Source organism: Dyadobacter ginsengisoli DSM 21015, assembly GCF_059568735.1.
On the sequence record NZ_JCANTY010000006.1, the window covers coordinates 486,022 to 505,106 of the forward strand.

The following is a 19,085-nucleotide window of genomic DNA, read 5'->3' on the forward strand; positions in this document are numbered from 1 at the left end:
TTTTTTATCAAAATGTTTCAAGCGTTAAAAACAATCATGAACAGGGTGAAAAAAATCATTGCCATACTGCTATTACTGGGCGGAGGGGCCCACGCACAGGTCAAGCAACCCTGGCTTATAGATTCCAGGCACATCAAGGTGGATAGCCTCCTCTGGGACCTGAACGAGCTCAGCAAAGGCCCGCAGTTCCGCTGGCTCGACAGTACAGGTGCCGTACGGTCGCTACTGTACAAGAGCGTCGATTTCGAAGGAAAGCCGACGGAAGTTTTTGCTTACTATTCCAATCCGGACATGGTGGCCGGCAGGCCAGCGGGAAATCAGAAGTTTCCAGGCCTGGTATTGATACATGGCGGTGGTGGCAAAGCGTTTCGTGAATGGGTGGAAAAGTGGGCGAATGAGGGTTATGCGGCCATCGCGATGGATTTATCGGGTAATGGCGGCGACGGTCAGAAGGTCGGACAGCCCGGACCGGAGCAGTCTAATGAAAACAAGTTTCAGAACATAGAAAAAGGTAATCTTAAAAATGTCTGGACCTATCATGCCGTCGCCAGCTCCATTCTGGCGCATTCGCTATTGCTAAGTTTCCCCGAGATTGATCCGCTCCGGACGGGCGTGACGGGCATTAGCTGGGGCGGCTACCTTACCTGCCTCGTCGCCAGCCTCGACAGTCGTTTCATCGCCGCAGCTCCGGTTTATGGTTGTGGCTTTTACGACGAATCCGATGTGTTTAAACAGAATCTGAACGCACTGTCGCCCGCAGCGAAGGCGCGGTGGATGAGGTTTTTCGATCCGTCGGTTTATCTGCGTTTTTCCAAGCCTTTTATGTATTTCATAAATGGGAATAAAGACAAGCATTATAATGTGGGCCCGTACATTAAAACCTATGAATTGAGCAGCAATAGGCAAATCTGCATTATTCCCGACATGCCCCACAGCCACAAAGACGGCTGGGCGCCTGTCGAGATTCGTACCTTCTTCGATGGTGCGTTAAATGGTAATCCGAGACCGTTCGTTGAGATCATGGCCATTGCATTGGACAAAAATCAGCTTACTGCGGTGCTGAAACCCGCGCCAGGCAAACAGCTAGCGTCCGCTGAGTTTTATTACACCAACGACACTACCTCCGACAACGAGCACCGTGTTTGGCAGCATGTTCCCGCTACAATCAATACAGATACGCAGACAATCGCCCAATCCATTCCGGCAGGAGGTTATAAGTATGCATTTTTCTATTTGAAAGACGTGAATGGTGTTTCGGGGACCACCGTGTATTTGACGGATGGAAAGCCGAATTAGCGATTAGGTTGATTTTTATTTGCTATTTTTTGTGATAACTAAGAACATGCTTGGGATCATCGAAGACTATAAGGAACTCAGATGATGTCTCGGGGCACTGATCGACCAGTCGGGTTACAGAAATACTTGTACCGCCGATAAGGTGGGAATGCCCGCATCTAATTTTTCTCTGAAAAAGAGACGATCGTTGCGATCATAACGATCCAATCCCGCGGCGATATCTATAAGAAGTTTCCTCCGAAGTAATTGCTAAACTTCTTCGTTTCCATTCACTTCACGCTTCTCAGCCAATCGCCGTTTTACAACGTCAGCCGGGTATTTCAACGCAAGCTCGCGGATGTCGTAAGTGAATTCCTTGAATGTCTCCTCCCACACTTCCGCTTCGCCGGGTTCATATTCGTAAAAGCCATGGGAATTGAGGATACCTTTACCGCCTTCCCGCACGACTTTGTCGATCAGTTCGGGAACTTCGGTGCTGTTGTTTAGCGTAGGCAGCAGGTTTTTCATCACAGTGTGATAGGCCGGAACGCCAGTCAGGTCCATCCAGCGGAACACGCCGACGAGCGTCATGAAATAGCCGGCATTGTTTCTGCACGAGCGGTCCACGTCTTCGATGGTCGCATAGCCATTTTCGACGAGGCTGATGGCCTCCCGGTACATGGCGTACATGAGCCGGTTGGTGATGAAGCCGGCAATGTCCTTCCGAACCAGAATGGGCTCCTTACCCCATAAATGGGATAGTTCGTACAGGTATTCGCCATTTTGGATGTCGGACTCGTCGCCGCAGATGATTTCCAGAAAGCGGGTCGTGTGTGCGGGCTCCGTCCAATGCAGGCCGAGGAAGCGCGACGGATATTGTGTTAACTTTTGTAATTGGCTGATCGGAATGGCGGAAGTGTTGCTGGTCAGCAATGCATCAGCGGCGATTTCCTTTTCTATTTTCTGATAAACCGTGTTTTTAATGTCGATATTCTCGATCGTGCATTCGTTGACGAGCTTGCAGGGATATAGTAGTGCGTAGTCTTCGGTAATGACCAGCCTGCGGAGGTAGTAATCGGGCTCATTGTCCACAATGCCGTTCTGCCAGGCGGTCTGCAAATGTTCGCGGATGCGCCGCTCCGCATGGTCGAGGTCGGCGCTTACCGGCGCCACAGCCACAACCGGATGCCCGGCAATGAGCAGGCAGGTTACGATACTGCAGCCCATTAAACCTAAACCAACAATGCCGACGGGGATTTCATTTGGGTTCATCTTAGAAAAAGGGATCAGGATTTGTTTGAGGAAATATAAATGGAAAGAGCGTTCCGGGTGTGTCCTACTACAAAAAAAGCCCCGGAACCAATGTTCCCGGGGCTTTATATCGACCTGTGTTAGATTTAGCGTGACCAGCTTTCAACTTCGCTCTCTACTTCCTCTCTGGTTTTGCCGATCTTTTTCTGAATTTTTCCAAGAAGTTCATCTTCTTTTCCTTCTTCATACAGCAGGTCGTCATCGGTCAAGTCAGCATATTGTTGCTTGAACTTTCCTTTAAGTTCGTTCCAGTTTCCTTTGACTTGTTGTGTGAATGCGCTCATGATTGTGTGGTTTTTAAATTTGATAATGGCGCTTTTGGAAGCGCTGTTTTACATTATCCCTTTCAAGAACCGTTCCACTTCTCACCGGGCGCTGTAACACCGCAGGACGATTGTCGATGAGCAAAAAATTACCCGGAACGTCCAAATCCTTACAAAACTAGCGGTCGCCGATCAGCTTGTTCAGGCGGACGATCCCCTGTACCATCGAGCGCACCGAATGGTAATTGACCTTCCAGGAGTGGCTCATGTGCTTCCAGATCGGTTCGCCCTGGCGAGTAAGCAACGGGAGCCATTCGCCTACCGACTTGTGGATCATGTGATCAAACACGAACCGGTGCGTCGCGTCATAGGCTTTAAGGTATTTCTCTTCATCATAAATGCGATACGCGTCGAGCATCCCGATGATGACTTCGGCCTGTTGCCAGAACTCTTTTTCACGGTCGTACACTTCCCCCGCGTGTGAACCTTCCACATACACCCCTCCATATTCCCAGTCGATGCCGTGTTCTACGGCGTGGTCAAAAGAGGCTCTGAGCTGGTCTTGGTATTCGTCGTAAGGAATGCCTGCGATATCCAGCGCGTGCATGAGCAGCCATGCGAATTCCACATTGTGACCATAGCTGGTATTGTCTTCTGCAGCGCTTTTCAGGCCGTCTTCCGTAAAGCGGTCCCAGCCCCAGATGATGTCGAATTTGATTTGCGGGGCAACTGTCCAGTCTTCCCAGAACTGCGGAATGCCTGTTTTGTACTGTGGATGCATGATCCTGGTGATCAGCAAACGGATGATCTCGATCAGCTTGCGGCGATGGACCTGCTTACCGCTTGCTTCATACAATGTAGTGAACGCCTCCATCAGGTGCATGTGCGCGTCGAGGGTCTTGCGGTCGCCGCCGGCTGCACCCGGCCCTTTCAGATCCCAGTTGCGGTGGAACATTTCGAAGTACCCGCCATAGTAGGTGTCTGCACCATGCTTTTGCAGCAGATCGAAAACTTTCTCAGCGTATTCAAGCCCGCGCGGGTCGCCGGTCGCAAGGGTATATTCGGCAAGACTATATATGGCGAAACTATGGCCATAGACTATTTTTTCATCGATTTTGACATCCCCCTTGCGATCCATCAGCCAGTAAAAACCGCCATGCTCCTTGTCCCACATTTTGTTGATCAGGAAATCTACCCCGTGGCTCGCGATTGCGGCGTAGCGGCCGTCGCCATAACCTGCCCGGTGAGCAGATGAGAAAGTATAAACCGTGCGGGTCTGCGCGATCAGTGATTTTTCGTCTTCGCCCGAATCATGGCCTGCATTGTCGAAATGGGTGATAAAGCCGCCGTTTTCTTTGTCCACGCACCGGTTTTCCCAAAAGGGTAGCAATTCATTGGTGAGGTGCTGGCGGATTTCCTCGCGGTAACTTTTCAATTGATCTGCATTCATTGGTTTTGGAAATGGTTCAGAGTTTAAAATGGTTAATGGATAGTACTCGGATGGTACTGTTCCCGGCTATCGGGTCCGGGGTTATCATTATAAATATTTTTTATGGAACAATATTCCTTTTTGTGTCTTGCCAACGTCTGTTTTCCGGCCCGTATTTTCCAATTAAGGCGAGACGATGGTATAACTACTTGACGGGATTATACCGTCCCCGGCCTGCTTTGATTTGCAAATGCTGACGCATACTTCGTAATTCGCGAAGAATTCATTAATCCCAATCCTTATGAGCAATTCGGAAATAGTCGAGATCCTCGAACTGACGGTTAAACTCCTTGAACTGCACAATGCAGACCCTTTCAAAGTCAAAGGATACGCTGTGGCGGCTTTTTACCTTGATAAATACAAGGAGGGCGAACTTCAGTATATGACCGAGCAAGAGCTTGTCAAATTGCAGGGGGTTGGGAAAAGTACGGCAGGTAAGATCATGCAGATCGCGAAGACCGGCACTTTCCCCGAGTTGGAAGAACTCATCAGTAACACGCCGTTGGGTGTGATGGAGATGTTCAATATCAAAGGCATAGGGCCCAAAAAAATCGCTGTGCTATGGAAAGAGCTGGGAATCGATAACTTACACGAACTCGAACTGGCTTGCCTGAACGGAACGGTTGCCAAAGTAAAAGGCTTTGGTGCCAACACGCAGCAGAAGATCCTGGATTCACTGGCATTTCTGAAAGATCAGGCCGGGAAGCTCAGAATGGATAAGGCCGAATCGGTGGCGAATGTGATTGTACAGGAGCTGAAAAAGACCTTTGAGCAGGTAGAGGCTGCGGGCGACATCCGTAGAAAGTCAGAAGTCGTCGACACGATCCGCATTGTGGTGGGTACCGACTCGCCCGCACTTATGCAGAGTACGATCGGCGAGATCGAATTCCTGCTTCAGGACGAGAAATCATCGTCTCCGTTTGTCTGGCGCGGACATATTCGGGATGTGGCAGTGGCAGTCGAAATTGTCGCAGTGAAGCCGGAGCGGATGATCAATGAGCTCTTCCTGGAAACCGCTGGCGCGGATCACCTGGGGCTGGCAGGGACGTCGGGCAGCACGATCTGGAAACATGCGTACTATGAAGCTGCAGACAGCGAGCAAGCCATATATGAAAAGGCGGGACTTCCCTATATCGTTCCGGAAATGCGTGAAGGGGCCGGTGAGTTTGCCTGGGCGGAGACGCATTCGCCCGATCAACTTGTTACATGGGATGATTTGAAAGGCATTCTGCATAACCACAGTACCTATTCGGATGGTCAGCATTCACTCGAACAAATGGCGTTCCGCTGCCGTGAGCTGGGATTTGAATACCTCGGTATTGCGGACCACTCACAGACGGCGACTTACGCGCAGGGGCTTAAAGTAGAAGAGGTGATCCGGCAGCATGAGGAAATAGCCAGATTGAACGCGCGCTTTGCGGCTGAAAATCCTGAGAAACCATTCAAAATACTGAAAGGCATCGAATCTGATATTTTGGGCGACGGTTCACTGGACTATCCCACCGAAGTGCTGGCCTCTTTCGATTATATCGTGGCATCGGTGCACAGCAATCTTACCATGTCGTTGGAAAAAGCGACGACGCGTTTGTTGCGCGCCATTGAAAATCCCTACACTACGATCCTTGGTCATCCGACTGGCCGATTGCTGTTGTCCCGTGAAGGTTATCCCATTGATCACAAGGTGATTATCGATGCGTGCGCAGCGTATAACGTGGTGGTTGAAATCAATGCATCCCCCTGGCGACTGGATCTGGACTGGCGCTGGATCTCCCACTGCATGGAAAAGGGTGTAATGCTCAGTATTAATCCGGATGCACATGCGATGGAGGGTTATCTCGATATGCACTATGGCGTCGCGAATGCCCGCAAAGGCGGTTTGACCAAGGATATGACGTTCAATGCATTGAGCCTTGAACAGATCGAATCCTATTTGCGTAACCGGTTGCCTAAATTGGCTTAGAGTTTTTCGCTATTTTAAGGTGTAATAGTAATGTAGTTATACTATTTTTGTAGTGTTGGTATAAAATAGTATAACTATTTTTGTATCACACTTTAAACATAGTGTTATGTTTCACGCCCGCAACATTTATCCAAAGCTTCTAGCCCACGCCACCAGGCGACAGATCACAGTGCTGACAGGTATGCGACGAACCGGGAAAACGACCCTGGTGAAGCAGCTGATGGCGCAATGTGATATCCCCCAGAAGCATTATTTCGACCTCGAAAGGATCGATGTGCGAGCACTCTTTTCAGAGCCTAACTACGAAACCATTGTACAGGCACTTACCCGGCAGGGAACCGATTTTACGAAAAAAGTGCTGATCGGACTGGACGAAATCCAGCTGGTGCCTAATCTGCCGAGTGTCCTGAAATACCTCTACGATACTTATGATATCAAGTTTATCGTAACGGGTTCCAGTGCCTATTACATGAAAAACCAATTTTCGGAATCCCTGGCGGGGAGGAAGAAGATATTTGAAATTTATCCGCTGAGCTTCGGGGAATTGCTGTCATTCAAAGGAGTGCGGGCAGAACGGCTGAGCATCGACGCAGCAACACGATTTATCCCTGCCGAATATGAACGCCTGAAAGCTTACTATGACGAATACATTGAATTTGGAGGGTTTCCTGAGGTGGTGCTGGCGGATTCTGACGAGGAGAGGAAAGACCTGCTCAGCGACATCATTAGTTCGTACATCAATTTCGATCTCACTTTACTCTCCGATATCCGAAACCCAACGAACCTGTTCAAGCTCATCCGGCTACTTGCTGTCCGCATTGGCACCAAGCTGGATATCTCCAAACTGACGAGTGTTACGGCCATGGCGAGGCAAACCGTCGAAAATTATCTGGATTTACTTGAAAAAAGTTATTTGGTAAAAACGATCCCTGTTTTGTCCAATAGTCCCGAGCGGGAGATCGTAAAGGCAAAAAAAGTTTATTTCCTGGACAACGGGGTAGCTTCCCGGTTTGTTGAGCTGAGCAGCGGGGTAAAGTTCGAGAATGCGGTTTTCAACCAGCTTTTACACCATGGTGAAATTGCCTACTACCAACTTAAAACAGGGCGGGAGATCGATTTCATACTCGACCGGAAGCGGTGCTTCGAAGTAAAAGAAACCGGGACCGAAGCCGATTTGAAAAACACGCAGTCACTTGCCAGAAATCTGGGCATTAATGACTCGTATGTAGTGGGCAGGCACCCCGCAAGGCTTTTCGACGGGTACATTTGGGGAGGTTTTATCGTTTGAAACCTCCCTTGTTCTATCACAGTACCTTTAACTCCACTTCCCTGTTGACGATCCCGGCAGGCAGATGTTCGGTAATCCCCTGTTTCAATGCGTCGATCAGACGGGCCTTCATTTGTTCCCGGTTTACAACAAGGCAAACTTCCCGTGCGGGCTCGGGAAAGCGAAAATGCCGGATATGCTTTTGCCTTTCTTCGGACAATTCCATCACAGCCATTTCGGGCAGGATGGTGATACCGCCATTGCGCTCAACCATCCGGATCAGCGTTTCAATGCTGCCCGAGCGGTAACTGAAACTGCTACCAAACTGGCTGTTGCGGCTCAGCTCGCATAACCGCTGGATCTGCGTCCTGAAACAATGCCCTTCTTCGAGCAGCCACAGCTCGTTGGGCTCGATATCGGTAGGCAAAATGTACTGTTTAGCATAAAGGTCCGTCTTTTCCGACACATAGGCATAGAACCTCTCCTTGTACATGGGTATTTCCCTCAAACTGCTTTCCTCCGACAAAGATGCGATAATCCCCACGTCCAGATTACCCATTTTGAGTTCGGTAATGATGCGCTCCGTGATCATTTCGGATACATGTAGTTTGATGTCCGGATATTTTGAAATGAACGGATTCACGAAATGGGGCAGCAGATAGGGAGCGATGGTCGGGATGACACCGACATGCAGTTCACCGGACAGGTCGCCGTTGAAATGTTTGGCGATTTCATTCATCCGCGATGCTTCACGCAGGATCGTTTTCGCCTGATCGATGATTTCCCGTCCGATACCGGTAGGGACGATGGGCTGCTTGGTCCGGTCGAAGATTTTCACGGAAAGCTCTTCTTCCAGTTTCCGGATCATCATCGAGAGGGTAGGCTGGGTAACATTGCAATGCTCGGCTGCCTGTACAAAGTGCCTGTGGTTGTCGACCGCGACAATATATTCCAGTTGCTGGATATTCATGATAGTTTAGTCTTATTGATTATTTGTCTAATGGAATCTTGATTCGTCCTACCTCCGGGATTCGAAATTGGATAGATTTCATTTATGCAAAGATAGAAACTATTAGTTTGGTTGATTCTTTTTATTGCCCTAGCATTGTAGCGCATTCTACAATTTATCAAAATCAGTTAAGCTACATAACCATGGCAGACGAGAAAAAGAAACTAACCACCGCCTCGGGAAGACCCTACACAGAAAATGAAAACTCGCTCACCGCCGGTCCGAGAGGTCCTGTTCTGTTGCAGGATTTTGTTTTACATGAAAAGATGGCGCATTTCAATCGCGAACGGATATCTGAGCGGGTTGTTCATGCGAAGGGATCGGGTGCTTACGGGACTTTCACCGTAACGCATGACATTACAAAGTATACAAAGGCTAAGTTGTTCAGCGAAATTGGAAAGCAAACGAAAACCTTTCTTCGTTTTTCGACGGTAGGCGGTGAAAAAGGCTCGGCAGATACCGAGCGCGACCCCCGCGGGTTTGCGTTGAAATTTTACACCGAAGATGGTAACTGGGATCTGGTTGGCAACAACACACCGATCTTTTTTATCAAGGATCCCAAGAAATTCAGCGATTTCATTCATACACAAAAACGCGACCCACGCACCAACTGCAAAAGTGCGACGATGGTTTGGGATTTCTGGTCGCTGAACCCGGAGTCGCTGCACCAGGTAATGCTGTTGTTCAGCGACCGTGGCACACCATACAGCTATCGGCACATGCACGGTTTCGGGAGCCACACTTTCTCGTTGATCAACGCAGAGAATGAATTGGTATATGTCAAATTTCATTTCAAGACACAGCAGAAAATCAAAAGCTTTACGGATGCAGAAGCAGGCCGGATGAAGGGTATGGACGCCGACTGGGCTCAGCGCGACCTGGTGGAGGCTATCGATGCCGGTGATTATCCGAAATGGGAACTAAAAATCCAGGTGATGACCCGCGAGCAAGCCGGAACATTCCGCTGGAACCCGTTTGATGTGACCAAAACGTGGCCACAGGGAGATTATCCATTGATCGACGTAGGCGTATTGGAGCTAAACCGGATCCCGGACAACTACTTTGCCGATGTGGAACAGGCCGCATTTGCGCCGTCCCATGTGGTGGATGGGATAGGATACTCACCGGACAAAATGCTGCAAGGCCGGTTACTATCCTATCCGGACGCCCAGCGTTACCGACTGGGAACAAATTACGAGCAGTTGCCGGTAAACCGCTGTCCCTATGCAACGAGCAATCACCAGCGCGACGGTTTCATGCGCCTCGATGGTAATGGCGGAAGCTCGCCCAATTATTTTCCCAATAGTTTCGACGCGATCGAAGTGGACCAAACTTATAAAGAAGCTGCATTGGAACTGGATTCATTGACAGCCGACTGGTATGACCGCAATGGCGAAGGAGAAAACGATCATTACACACAGCCTGGCATTCTTTTCAGGGAGGTTTTCAACGATGAGGAAAGAACGACGCAGGTCAACAACCTGCTTGGCTCTCTGAGAAATGTCTCCGGCCCGAAACGGGAATTGATCCTGAACAGGCAACTATGCCATTTCTTCCGTTGCGACTCCGAACTGGGTGCGCGCATTGCGGCAGGTTTGGGAGTCGAGGCCGATGCAGCGATGTTCGCACATCGATAGCAGGCAATATAAAGCGCATTCACAGCCGTGCCGGATCGTTCCGGTGCGGCTGTTTTACCTGATACAAGTGAACCGGTTTTATTTCAAGGAAAACGTATAACGGGTATTGGGATTAAATCGTCATTAAACTTTCTTTTACAGAGATTTCTCCGGTTTACAATTCACACAGGAATTGTAACTTAGCAACTCTTTAACTATCACTCACTTTTTAATTTTATCAACTATGAAAAACCTGAGATTATGGCTGTTACTGGCGATGATGGCGGTGGTAAGCCCCATTTTCGCACAAACCACGCCGGCGGAAAAAGAAAAAACCACTGCTGCCAAAACGAAGAAGGATGGTACACCCGATAAGCGCTATAAGGAAAACAAACATCTGAAAAAGGACGGGACGCCCGATAAACGCTACAAAGTGAACAAAGCGGATTCGACCAACGCAGCTAAAAAGAAGTAAGACAAGTAAAGACATAACCCGGAAAATTTTTCCGGAAAATTTAGGGTAAGCGCCCGACCGGTTGTCAATGATATGTACAACCCGAGTCGGGCGCTTATTTTTTATCATTAATCATTCGGTACAATGAATGCAGCCTTAGCGGATGACCACGTAACGGTTTTGAGCAGGGACAGAGAATCGGAGTTTGAGAAGGTCTTCAAGAAACATTTCAAAGGATTGCATGCCTATGCCTGCACCATATTGAGGGACGATGTCATGGCCGAAGAGATGGTCCAGAATGTGTTTTGCAGGTTGTGGGAAAAAACGGACCACATCGATATCCGTGAGTCGGTCAGCGGGTATCTGTATCGGTCGGTTTACCACGAAAGCCTCAATTATATCAAACATCTGAAAGTGCGGGACGCATACCAAACTTATGCCCTGCACCACGTAGAGCATAGCAACAGCACCTCGCAGCACCTCGAATTATCGGAACTGGAAACCCGTCTGGACGTTGCATTGCGGGAGTTGCCCGAGAAATGCCGCACCATTTTTCAAATGAGCCGGTTTGAAGAGCTGAAATACCAGGAAATTGCCGACCAGCTTCAAATACCGGTCAAGACGGTCGAGAACCAGATGGGGAAAGCCCTGCGCCTGCTGCGAATTAAACTGGCCGATTTTCTACCCGCCTCCTTTTTACTTTTTTTCCTCAGCTGATCAGTCATGAAAACAGAAAATAATCATAGCATAGATGAATTGCTGGTGAAGTCGATGCTCGACGAGGCCAGCGTTGCGGAGCAGATCGAGATTAATCAATGGCTACTCGATAACGATGAAAACCAGCGGTATTTCGAACAATTCGAATTGATCTGGAACGAGAGCAAACGGCTCGTGAGTAAAAGCACCGTTGATGAAAACGCTGCCTGGGAGCGTTTCAAGGCGAGAACCCGCGGTGTAACCGAAGAGGTTAAAGTGATGCCTCTTCACCCGAAACCGGTTTTCAGGATATTACGGATGGTAGCCATGGTGCTCATGACAGCCGGGGTTGGCTGGCTGAGCTACCTGGCCGCGAAACGGAGCTCACCCGGTGAAATGCTCACGGTGAGTTCAGGCCTGGCGACTCTGATCGACACGCTTCCCGACGGTTCCGTCGTGACCCTCAATAAAAAATCCAGCATTTCCTATCCGGAGCACTTTGATGGGAAAACCAGGGCCGTACAACTGACCGGCGAGGCCTTTTTCGATGTGGCACCAGATAAGGCAAAGCCTTTTATTATTTCAGTCAATGATGTGACGGTGAAGGTGGTAGGTACATCTTTTAATGTGAAGGATAATGCGAAGAGAACCGAAGTGGTGGTGGAAACGGGTATTGTGGAGGTAGCCCGTGCGAATCAGAAAGTAAGGCTTACGCCTCAGGAAGAGGCCATCGCGGTAAAAGCCGATCCGCAACTTCGGAAGGGCAGGGCCGAAGATGAATTCCATAACTATTACCGTACCGGAAAGCTGATTTGTGACAACACACCGTTATGGAGATTGGTCGAGATCCTGAACGAGGCGTATGAGGCAGATATCGTGATCGGGAACGAACGGTTGAGGGATCTTCCCATCCACACCACTTTTGATCAGCAGAATCTTCGGAGCATATTGAGTATCATCGAGGAGACCCTTTCACTTAAAACAGAATACCACGGCGACCAGATCATTTTGAAATAGCCTTATCTTTCGGAATGAATCGAACTTTTATTTTCCGCAATGCGCTGAGGCTGGCCGTCATTTTTATTGTGGTCCCGTGCAGTTGCTTTGCGCAGCAGATCCTGAACAAACCGGTTGATATCTCCGTGAAGGGGCAGCCGGTTTCTGCCATTTTGAAAATGATGAGCGACCAGGGTAAATTCTATTTTTCATACAACAGCAATCTCATCCCGGGCGATAGTCTCGTGACGTTGAATGCATCCCGGCGGACCGTGAAGCAGGTGCTGGACCAGCTTTTCAACAACAACTATCAGTACCGGGAGAAAGGCGATTACCTGATCATCCTTCCGGTCCAAAAGGAAAAGTCGTTTCATGTCAATGGCCGGATCATCGATGGGGAAACGGGAAAGCCGGTGGATTACGCCAGCGTTTACTCCCGTCAACTGCTGATATCCACATTGTCGGAGGATGACGGCGGTTTCAGGCTCCGTATCAGGGACAGGGTTTTTCCCATCCAGTTTACGATCAGCAAAGTAGGGTACGGCGATACTACGTTCGTTTTGGGCCATGCCGACGAGAGTAGCCACGAAATCATGATCCTGCCGCGCGCAGTGGACCTCGATCCGTTAATCGTGCGCTATTCCGAAGGGGAGTCTACCTGGCTGGCGCGGCTGTTTTTATCCGCTAAGTTGCGCGCGCAGAGCCGTAACATCGGCCGTTTTTTTGTTGCGTTACCTTATCAGGCTTCCCTCACACCCGGGCTTGGTACGCACGGGCGCATGAGCGGGCAGGTGGTTAACAAATTTTCACTGAACCTGGCAGGAGGTTATACGGCGGGAGTCAATGGAGTGGAGATCGCGGGCGGTTTCAATATTTCCAAGCAGGATGTACGCTATGTCCAGATTGCGGGCGCTTTCAACGTCGTTTCGGGGCGTGTGAGCGGGGTGCAGGTAGCAGGTTTCAGTAACAATGTCATCGATTCGCTGAATGGCGTTCAGGTGTCGGGTTTCAGTGGTATGGTGAGCAAAAGGGTCGACGGAGTACAGGTAAGCGGTTTTTTGAGCCGCACCGGGCAGGAGTTATCCGGTGTGCAGGTATCCGGTGCTATCAGCCTCATCCGCCATGGGGGAAACGGAGCCCAGATCTCAGGAGGTTATAATCAGGTGCGGGGACCTTATCGGGGCGTACAAATCGCCGGTGCTGCAAACTACGCAGCAGACTCTATACACGCTACTCAGATTGCCGGCGGGTTCAATATTGCAAGAAACATCAAAGGCACACAGCTTGCTCCGTTCAATTACGCCAAACGTATGAGAGGCGTCCAGATCGGTATCGTCAATATTGCAGACAGTTCTTCGGGTGTAAGTATCGGGTTTCTCAATTTTATCAGAAAAAGTACATCCAATGTATCCCTGTATGCCAGTGATGTGGCACCCTTCAATGTGGCCTGGAAGATGGGAACGCACAAATTTTACAGTTTGCTGATGGGCGGCACAGGGGTAAATAGCGAGAAAAAGATATACACGTTTGGTGCGGGTATTGGTATGGAGTTTTTTCCATTCAAAAAGGCCGGCTTTTTTGTAGAATTGCTAAACCAGAATGTCTACCAGGGTGACTGGAATAATACGCCGTCACTTTACCGGTTTCAACTCGCCGCAACCTACAAGCTCAACAAGCGTTTCCTGCTGTTTGCCGGGCCGTCTTTTTCAGTATTTGACAACGACGGTGCAAAAAGTGGTGAGACGTATAAGTCTTTCCCGCCAGGTGGTTATCCGAACTTTGATATGAATAAGGGTAAGCTGACTTCATGGATCGGATGGCAGGCGGGGATCAGCTGGCGCTACGGGAAGTTATAAATGAGCCGATAAGCTGAATTATCAAAAAGCCCGGAACCAAGCGGTTCCGGGCTTTTTGATAATGGTTTAATTACCTCGTTAGTTAATAGCTACACCTGCACTGGCGTAACCGGTTACAGTATTAAGCAGGGAAAGCCCGGTTGCTGTTGCAGAGTAAACCAGCAGCAATCTTGAGCCCGCGGTTACCGGGATGCTTAAACCGGTAGCAGTTCCCGAAGCAGTAGTACCGATTGACAAGATTCCGGTAAGTGCCGGTGCGAGGTTTACAACCGCGCCAGGTACTGGTGAAAATGAATTACTTCCGGCCGGAGCTGAGTACAATTGCGCATGTATGTTGAGGGACGTTCCGAGAAGAGACAAGCCAACGGTGGTACTGAAGAAGCCCGAGAGGGAAGTAATAGTGCCGTTCCGCGGTACGGAATAAGCCATATTGGTGAGCGACGTCGCGTCGATAAGACCTCCAATTAGTGATACTCCGGGCGCGGAAATTCCAAAGCCCAGCACCGAGGTCGTACCCACAAGTCCTCCCAGAACGGTTGTCATTACAATAGGGGTTCCCGATGCGTATGGTATAATAGCGCTTCCTCCCGCTGCTGCTTCGGCTTTAAGCGGTACCCATTCTGTACCGGTGTAGTAGTAAAATCCAGGAGTTCCGTTTGTTTGGTACACTAGCAAACCGGTTGCCGGCGTGGCGATTCCCGCACGTTCCGAATCCAACATGCGCGGGATCAGAAGCCCCTTTGATGTAGACTGAATGTCGAGTTGTGAACTTGCATCAGGTGTAATGGTTCCGATACCAACCTGTGCGTGTACAGAGAGTGCAAACAGAGCGAGCAAAGTAGTCAGCAACATCCCTTTGGCCCGGGATGATAGAACGTTGAAGATGTATTGATTTTTCATGAGAATTTGAGCGTTTATTGTTTGATAATTTTGACCACTTGAGTTTGACCGTCAGCTGTTTTTAGCTGAACCAGGTAAGTTCCGGCAGGATAGTTTTTCATATTAACCTCTTGTCCGGCTTTTGGCTTGGAAAGCTCTACCAGGGATCTTCCCGAAACGTCAGTCAGTTTTAAAGTAGCCAGCTCTACGTTAGTTCCGATATGGAGTTTATCTACCACCGGATTCGGATAAGCGCTGACAAGTTCTGTCGATCCGAGATGCAGGTTACGGATGGCACTGTACGCAAAACTACCGTCGGCATCGACCATTTTGAGACGATAGTATTGCATTCCTTTCCTGTTGGCCGGATCCTGGAACGAATATTCCTTCTGCACTTTACTTTCACGCGCTGCATCTATTTTACCGATCGCAGCCCACTTTTTAGCATCCCCGCTCTGCTGTATTTCAAAGAAATCACTGTTTTTTTCTTCGGAGGTCTGCCAGTAGAGCATCGTCAGGTTTTCCACCCGCTTTACACTGAAATCAACCAGCGTAACCGGTAACGCGCCTTCCTGCGCAGCTGTCACCGAAGTGAAATTGGTGAGCGGCAGGGTATTCGAAATGTAATGCTGCGGTATGTTCACCGTGCTTCCCAGCGTGGTTACAAAAGCTGCATTCCCGTGTGCCAGCTGTAAAGTACTCTCGTTATTACCGTTGAGCTCGGAGCCCAGGTAGAAAAAACCGACAGTTCCCACAAAGTCAACCGAACTGCTAAAATCATACACGCGCGCAATACTGGGCGGGGTGCCGGGTATTGGGGTGGGTGAGATCGTCAGGTTGCGGGATTCAATTGTAAAGTCGGTGCTGGGCAGCAGGGTCAGACCGTCAATAAACACCTGAGTGTTTTGCTTGATGACGAATCCCTGTGTGCCGGCCCCGAACTGGGCATGTGCCGCCATAGTAGGAAGCAGTGCCAGTTGACAAAAAAGCAGATAACGTTTCATAATAGTGAACTGATTTTTGTGATAAATTGAATAATAAGATAATTGGATAAATGTATATAAATATTTATAGAAGCTAATGAGTTTGCATAAAATTATTTCTACCTATTTATTTTCGAGGTGAATATTGTTTGTAGAGATATATTTATATGTTTTGGCAACTATGTTATTTGTTGGAAATTTTTTCAAAAAAAATAGGGTAACAGGGCTGCTGGTTGTCGATTCATTGCATACGGATGAAGCGATCGATTTGAAGGCCTGCAATGAAATAGTGGTCACCGTGTGCGTTTGAACATTTTAATTTCTCAAATGCATTACCCATGAAAAATCTTCTTTTTAATCCATCCGGAATTCTGCTTACCGTTATCATATTAGTTTCCACCACTTTTGCATCTCTGTATGCCCAGGAGGAGCGCACCGCTACGGTACATGTCGGCTTTATTTATCCGGTTAGTTCCAATGGAAAAAATGCGGCTTCTTATACCAACCGTTTTTCGATACACGCAATAGCCGGTCTCTCCAAAGCCGAAACAGGTGTCGCAATGGCCGGTGTCGCCAATGTCATTAAAGAAAACGCACGGGGCCTGCAAATGGCCGGGGCGGCGAACGTGACCGGAAAAGATGCCGATGGCGTCCAGTTAGCAGGTGTGACCAATGTGGTCGGGAATAACTCGGGCGGAGCCCAGTTAGCGGGGTTTGGAAACATTGTCGGACACGATGCTAAAGGTGCGCAGATTGCGGGCTTCATTAATCTGGCAGAAAATGCCGGTGCAGCCCAGGTAGCCGGATTTACCAACATAGCCCGAAAAAATGTGAAAGGTGTTCAGATCGCGGGCTTTCTCAATAAAGCCAATGATGTGAATGTGCAGATCGGTGGTTTTGCGAATGTTGCGAAAAAAGTGAAAGGTGTTCAACTGGCTGGTTTGATCAACATCGCCGACAGCAGCGACTATCCGATCGCGATCTTTAACTTCATCAAAAATGGTGAAAAATCCGTAGCGCTTACCTTCGACGAAACGATGACGGGTATTGTATCTTTCCGCTCGGGTGGACGGGTGTTGTACGGCATCGCCGGTGTGGGCTACAATTTCAAGGACAATGCGAAAGACATGTTTGCGGCCGAGGGCGGTTTGGGTGCACATATTCCGCTGGCCAGAAGTCTCCGGATAAATGTAGAGGCCGTAAGCCACACTCTGACAGACTTTGACGGTGGCAGCTATTTCAAAAATTCGTTGCGGATCTTGCCTGCTTTGAAGCTGGGCAACCGTTTCGAGGCCTTTGCGGGGCCCACACTCAACTACGTCAGCTACGAACGTGAAAATGATTACGATTTCATCAAAAAGTATATCTGGAAGAACAACAAATCCAAAGACTTCCAGGGGCTGTTTGTAGGGTTCAATGTTGGTGCACAGATCCTGTTTTGATGCAGGCACTCAGTTTCAGGCTGGCCCTACGGGGCTGGCGGTCGCTGGCGGACCTGATTTTCCTGATCTTGGTTCGAATCTGGCCTTATCGCAGGAACATGGTATTAGTCAACATGGCCCGCTGTTTTCCAACACGGTCTGAAGGAGAAATCAGGCAAATGGCGAAGGAGTATTTTCGTCACCTTTCCGATCTCGTAGTAGAGCCATTGATGCTCAGCAATATAAAGCATGCCGATATGGACCGGTTGGTGCGCTACGAGAACGTCGCATTGCTGGACCGTCTGTTGAAGGAAAAGAAACGCATCGTGCTGATGGCTTCGCATTATGGTAGCTGGGAATACCTCCTCTCGCTTCCCCTGCAGACCGACGCTAAGGTATTGGCAGCTTACTCACCGGTATCGAACCGGCGGATAGATGGCTGGCTGCGAAGAATGCGCGGGCGTTTCGGTGTATTGCTGGTGCCGAAATCCGAGTGGTATCGCAAGACGATGGAGTGGTGCGAGGATAAACCGGCTATTTTTGTAACGATAGCAGACCAACGGCCACCGGAGTCGGGAAAGTACTACCTTGATTTCATGAACAGAAAGACATTTGTGCAATCGGGTGCGGCACGGATAGCGGTTCGGCGGGATTGTGCCGTCGTGTACCTGGATGTAAGTCAGACTGCCCGTAACAATTATCATTTCCGGTTCAGGCTGATCACGGCGGAAGCACGGCAGCTGGGTGAAGCAGGAATTATGGAACATTACTATAAGGCCCTGGAAAACACCATTCAAAGACAGCCCGAGCTATGGCTTTGGTCGCATAACCGGTGGAAATTTGCGAGCAGGGAAGGGCAGAAGCCGGTTAGCGCACTTAAAGTGTTGTAATATTCAGCAAAGGGTAGCTAGTTCTCCCCATATCCCGGTTTTTTGTAATTTTTTAATAATGCTTTTTAAATAATTGATTGTCAGTGTGATATGTTAATTCCTGTTCGGCGGGAATCATAATTTTGTAGCGCCGCGGTCAAACCAATTATTTACTAAAACAAAGCATTATGAGAAAATTAGCATTCATGGGTGTGTTTGTGATCGCCGCGATGGTGGCAGGTTGTAATGACGACGACGATCCGACAGACCCCACTCCTGTATTGCCTGAGTTGAAAGTCTCCACAACACTTTCCGGGGCAAACGAAGTACCCGCTAATCCATCAACAGCTACTGGTTCAGTAGATGGTACATTAGATCAGGAATCGAGGATTTTGAGTCTCAACATTATGTACAGCGATTCCGCCGCCGCGGATTCGTCATCGGCTGATTCCGTTTTTACACCTACCGCATGGCACATTCACAAAGCAGCGGCCGATTCAACCGGTTCGGTAGTGATCGACTTTGGTACCGATTTCAAATCACCTTTCGCATTTAAAGACACCCTTACCGAGGCACAGGTGGCCGATCTGAAAGCAGGTTTGTATTATGTAAATATCCATACAGCCAAGTATCCGAACGGCGAGATCAGAGGTCAGCTGAAAGCTGAAGAATAACCTGTTTGGTTGATGCATTCCCGGTAATGCAACCAAGCAGAAAGAGCGGCATCCATAAGGAGCCGCT

17 protein-coding genes are annotated in these 19,085 nt (G+C 49.1%); 11 read left to right on the forward strand and 6 right to left on the reverse strand.

All coding sequences use genetic code 11. The features are described 5' to 3' along the window. Window positions 1-45: 45 nt before the first annotated feature. A complete protein-coding gene (locus BP71_RS23760; RefSeq protein ID WP_496383875.1) occupies window positions 46-1,296 on the forward strand; it encodes an alpha/beta hydrolase family protein in 1,251 nt (416 codons plus the stop codon). A 249-nt stretch (window positions 1,297-1,545) separates the two neighbouring features. Here the strand turns inward: BP71_RS23760 and BP71_RS23765 are convergent, their stop codons facing one another. The 3 genes from BP71_RS23765 to BP71_RS23775 all read right to left on the reverse strand — a co-directional run bounded on the left by BP71_RS23765 (window position 1,546) and on the right by BP71_RS23775 (window position 4,299). Then, window positions 1,546-2,547 carry a 3-hydroxyacyl-CoA dehydrogenase family protein gene (locus BP71_RS23765; protein WP_496383877.1) on the reverse strand — a complete coding sequence of 334 codons (1,002 nt, stop codon included), beginning with the start codon at window positions 2,545-2,547 and terminating at the stop codon, window positions 1,546-1,548. A gap of 125 nt (window positions 2,548-2,672) precedes the next feature. Further along, window positions 2,673-2,870, reverse strand: coding sequence for a CsbD family protein (locus tag BP71_RS23770; protein ID WP_295928044.1), 198 nt, complete (start codon window positions 2,868-2,870; stop codon window positions 2,673-2,675). Between the two features lie 157 nt (window positions 2,871-3,027). Then, window positions 3,028-4,299, reverse strand: coding sequence for an AGE family epimerase/isomerase (locus BP71_RS23775; RefSeq protein ID WP_496383879.1), 1,272 nt, complete (start codon window positions 4,297-4,299; stop codon window positions 3,028-3,030). 280 nt (window positions 4,300-4,579) lie between these two features. Between BP71_RS23775 and BP71_RS23780 the strand changes: the two genes are divergently transcribed. Both BP71_RS23780 and BP71_RS23785 read left to right on the forward strand, forming a co-directional pair. Further along, on the forward strand, window positions 4,580-6,298 hold the full coding sequence (locus BP71_RS23780) for a PHP domain-containing protein (RefSeq protein ID WP_496383881.1): 1,719 nt from the start codon (window positions 4,580-4,582) through the stop codon (window positions 6,296-6,298). 106 nt (window positions 6,299-6,404) lie between these two features. Continuing rightward, entirely contained in the window at window positions 6,405-7,586 is a 1,182-nt protein-coding gene (locus BP71_RS23785) for an ATP-binding protein (protein ID WP_496383883.1), read from the forward strand. A gap of 16 nt (window positions 7,587-7,602) precedes the next feature. On the opposite strand, the gene BP71_RS23790 is transcribed toward BP71_RS23785, so the two are convergent. Beyond that, window positions 7,603-8,535, reverse strand: coding sequence for a hydrogen peroxide-inducible genes activator (locus BP71_RS23790; protein WP_496383885.1), 933 nt, complete (start codon window positions 8,533-8,535; stop codon window positions 7,603-7,605). A 182-nt stretch (window positions 8,536-8,717) separates the two neighbouring features. Between BP71_RS23790 and BP71_RS23795 the strand changes: the two genes are divergently transcribed. The 5 genes from BP71_RS23795 (at window position 8,718) to BP71_RS23815 (ending at window position 14,192) form a co-directional block, all read left to right on the forward strand. After that, the gene (locus BP71_RS23795) at window positions 8,718-10,211 is read left to right on the forward strand and encodes a catalase (protein WP_496383886.1); all 1,494 of its coding nucleotides are present in this window, start codon (window positions 8,718-8,720) and stop codon (window positions 10,209-10,211) included. Between the two features lie 223 nt (window positions 10,212-10,434). Continuing rightward, window positions 10,435-10,665 (forward strand): hypothetical protein, encoded by a 231-nt coding sequence (locus BP71_RS23800; protein WP_496383888.1) that lies wholly within the window; start codon window positions 10,435-10,437, stop codon window positions 10,663-10,665. 123 nt (window positions 10,666-10,788) lie between these two features. After that, on the forward strand, window positions 10,789-11,361 hold the full coding sequence (locus tag BP71_RS23805; RefSeq protein WP_496383890.1) for an RNA polymerase sigma-70 factor: 573 nt from the start codon (window positions 10,789-10,791) through the stop codon (window positions 11,359-11,361). Window positions 11,362-11,367: 6 nt separating this feature from the next. After that, a complete protein-coding gene (locus BP71_RS23810; RefSeq protein ID WP_496383892.1) occupies window positions 11,368-12,357 on the forward strand; it encodes a FecR family protein in 990 nt (329 codons plus the stop codon). 14 nt (window positions 12,358-12,371) lie between these two features. Beyond that, complete coding sequence (locus BP71_RS23815; protein WP_496383894.1) at window positions 12,372-14,192, forward strand: STN and carboxypeptidase regulatory-like domain-containing protein; 1,821 nt, start codon at window positions 12,372-12,374, stop codon at window positions 14,190-14,192. A gap of 78 nt (window positions 14,193-14,270) precedes the next feature. Here BP71_RS23815 and BP71_RS23820 read toward each other — a convergent pair whose 3' ends face one another. Both BP71_RS23820 and BP71_RS23825 read right to left on the reverse strand, forming a co-directional pair. Beyond that, complete coding sequence (locus tag BP71_RS23820; protein WP_496383895.1) at window positions 14,271-15,092, reverse strand: exosporium glycoprotein BclB-related protein; 822 nt, start codon at window positions 15,090-15,092, stop codon at window positions 14,271-14,273. A 14-nt stretch (window positions 15,093-15,106) separates the two neighbouring features. Further along, on the reverse strand, window positions 15,107-16,075 hold the full coding sequence (locus tag BP71_RS23825; protein WP_496383897.1) for a T9SS type A sorting domain-containing protein: 969 nt from the start codon (window positions 16,073-16,075) through the stop codon (window positions 15,107-15,109). Between the two features lie 317 nt (window positions 16,076-16,392). Between BP71_RS23825 and BP71_RS23830 the strand changes: the two genes are divergently transcribed. The 3 genes from BP71_RS23830 (at window position 16,393) to BP71_RS23840 (ending at window position 19,018) form a co-directional block, all read left to right on the forward strand. Continuing rightward, window positions 16,393-17,496, forward strand: a complete 1,104-nt coding sequence (locus tag BP71_RS23830) for a hypothetical protein (RefSeq protein WP_496383899.1) — start codon at window positions 16,393-16,395, stop codon at window positions 17,494-17,496. Next, window positions 17,496-18,365, forward strand: a complete 870-nt coding sequence (locus BP71_RS23835) for a lysophospholipid acyltransferase family protein (RefSeq protein WP_496383901.1) — start codon at window positions 17,496-17,498, stop codon at window positions 18,363-18,365. Before BP71_RS23830 ends, BP71_RS23835 begins: the two co-directional genes overlap by 1 nt. Before the next feature lie 167 nt (window positions 18,366-18,532). Then, complete coding sequence (locus tag BP71_RS23840; protein WP_496383903.1) at window positions 18,533-19,018, forward strand: CHRD domain-containing protein; 486 nt, start codon at window positions 18,533-18,535, stop codon at window positions 19,016-19,018. Window positions 19,019-19,085 lie beyond the last annotated feature (67 nt).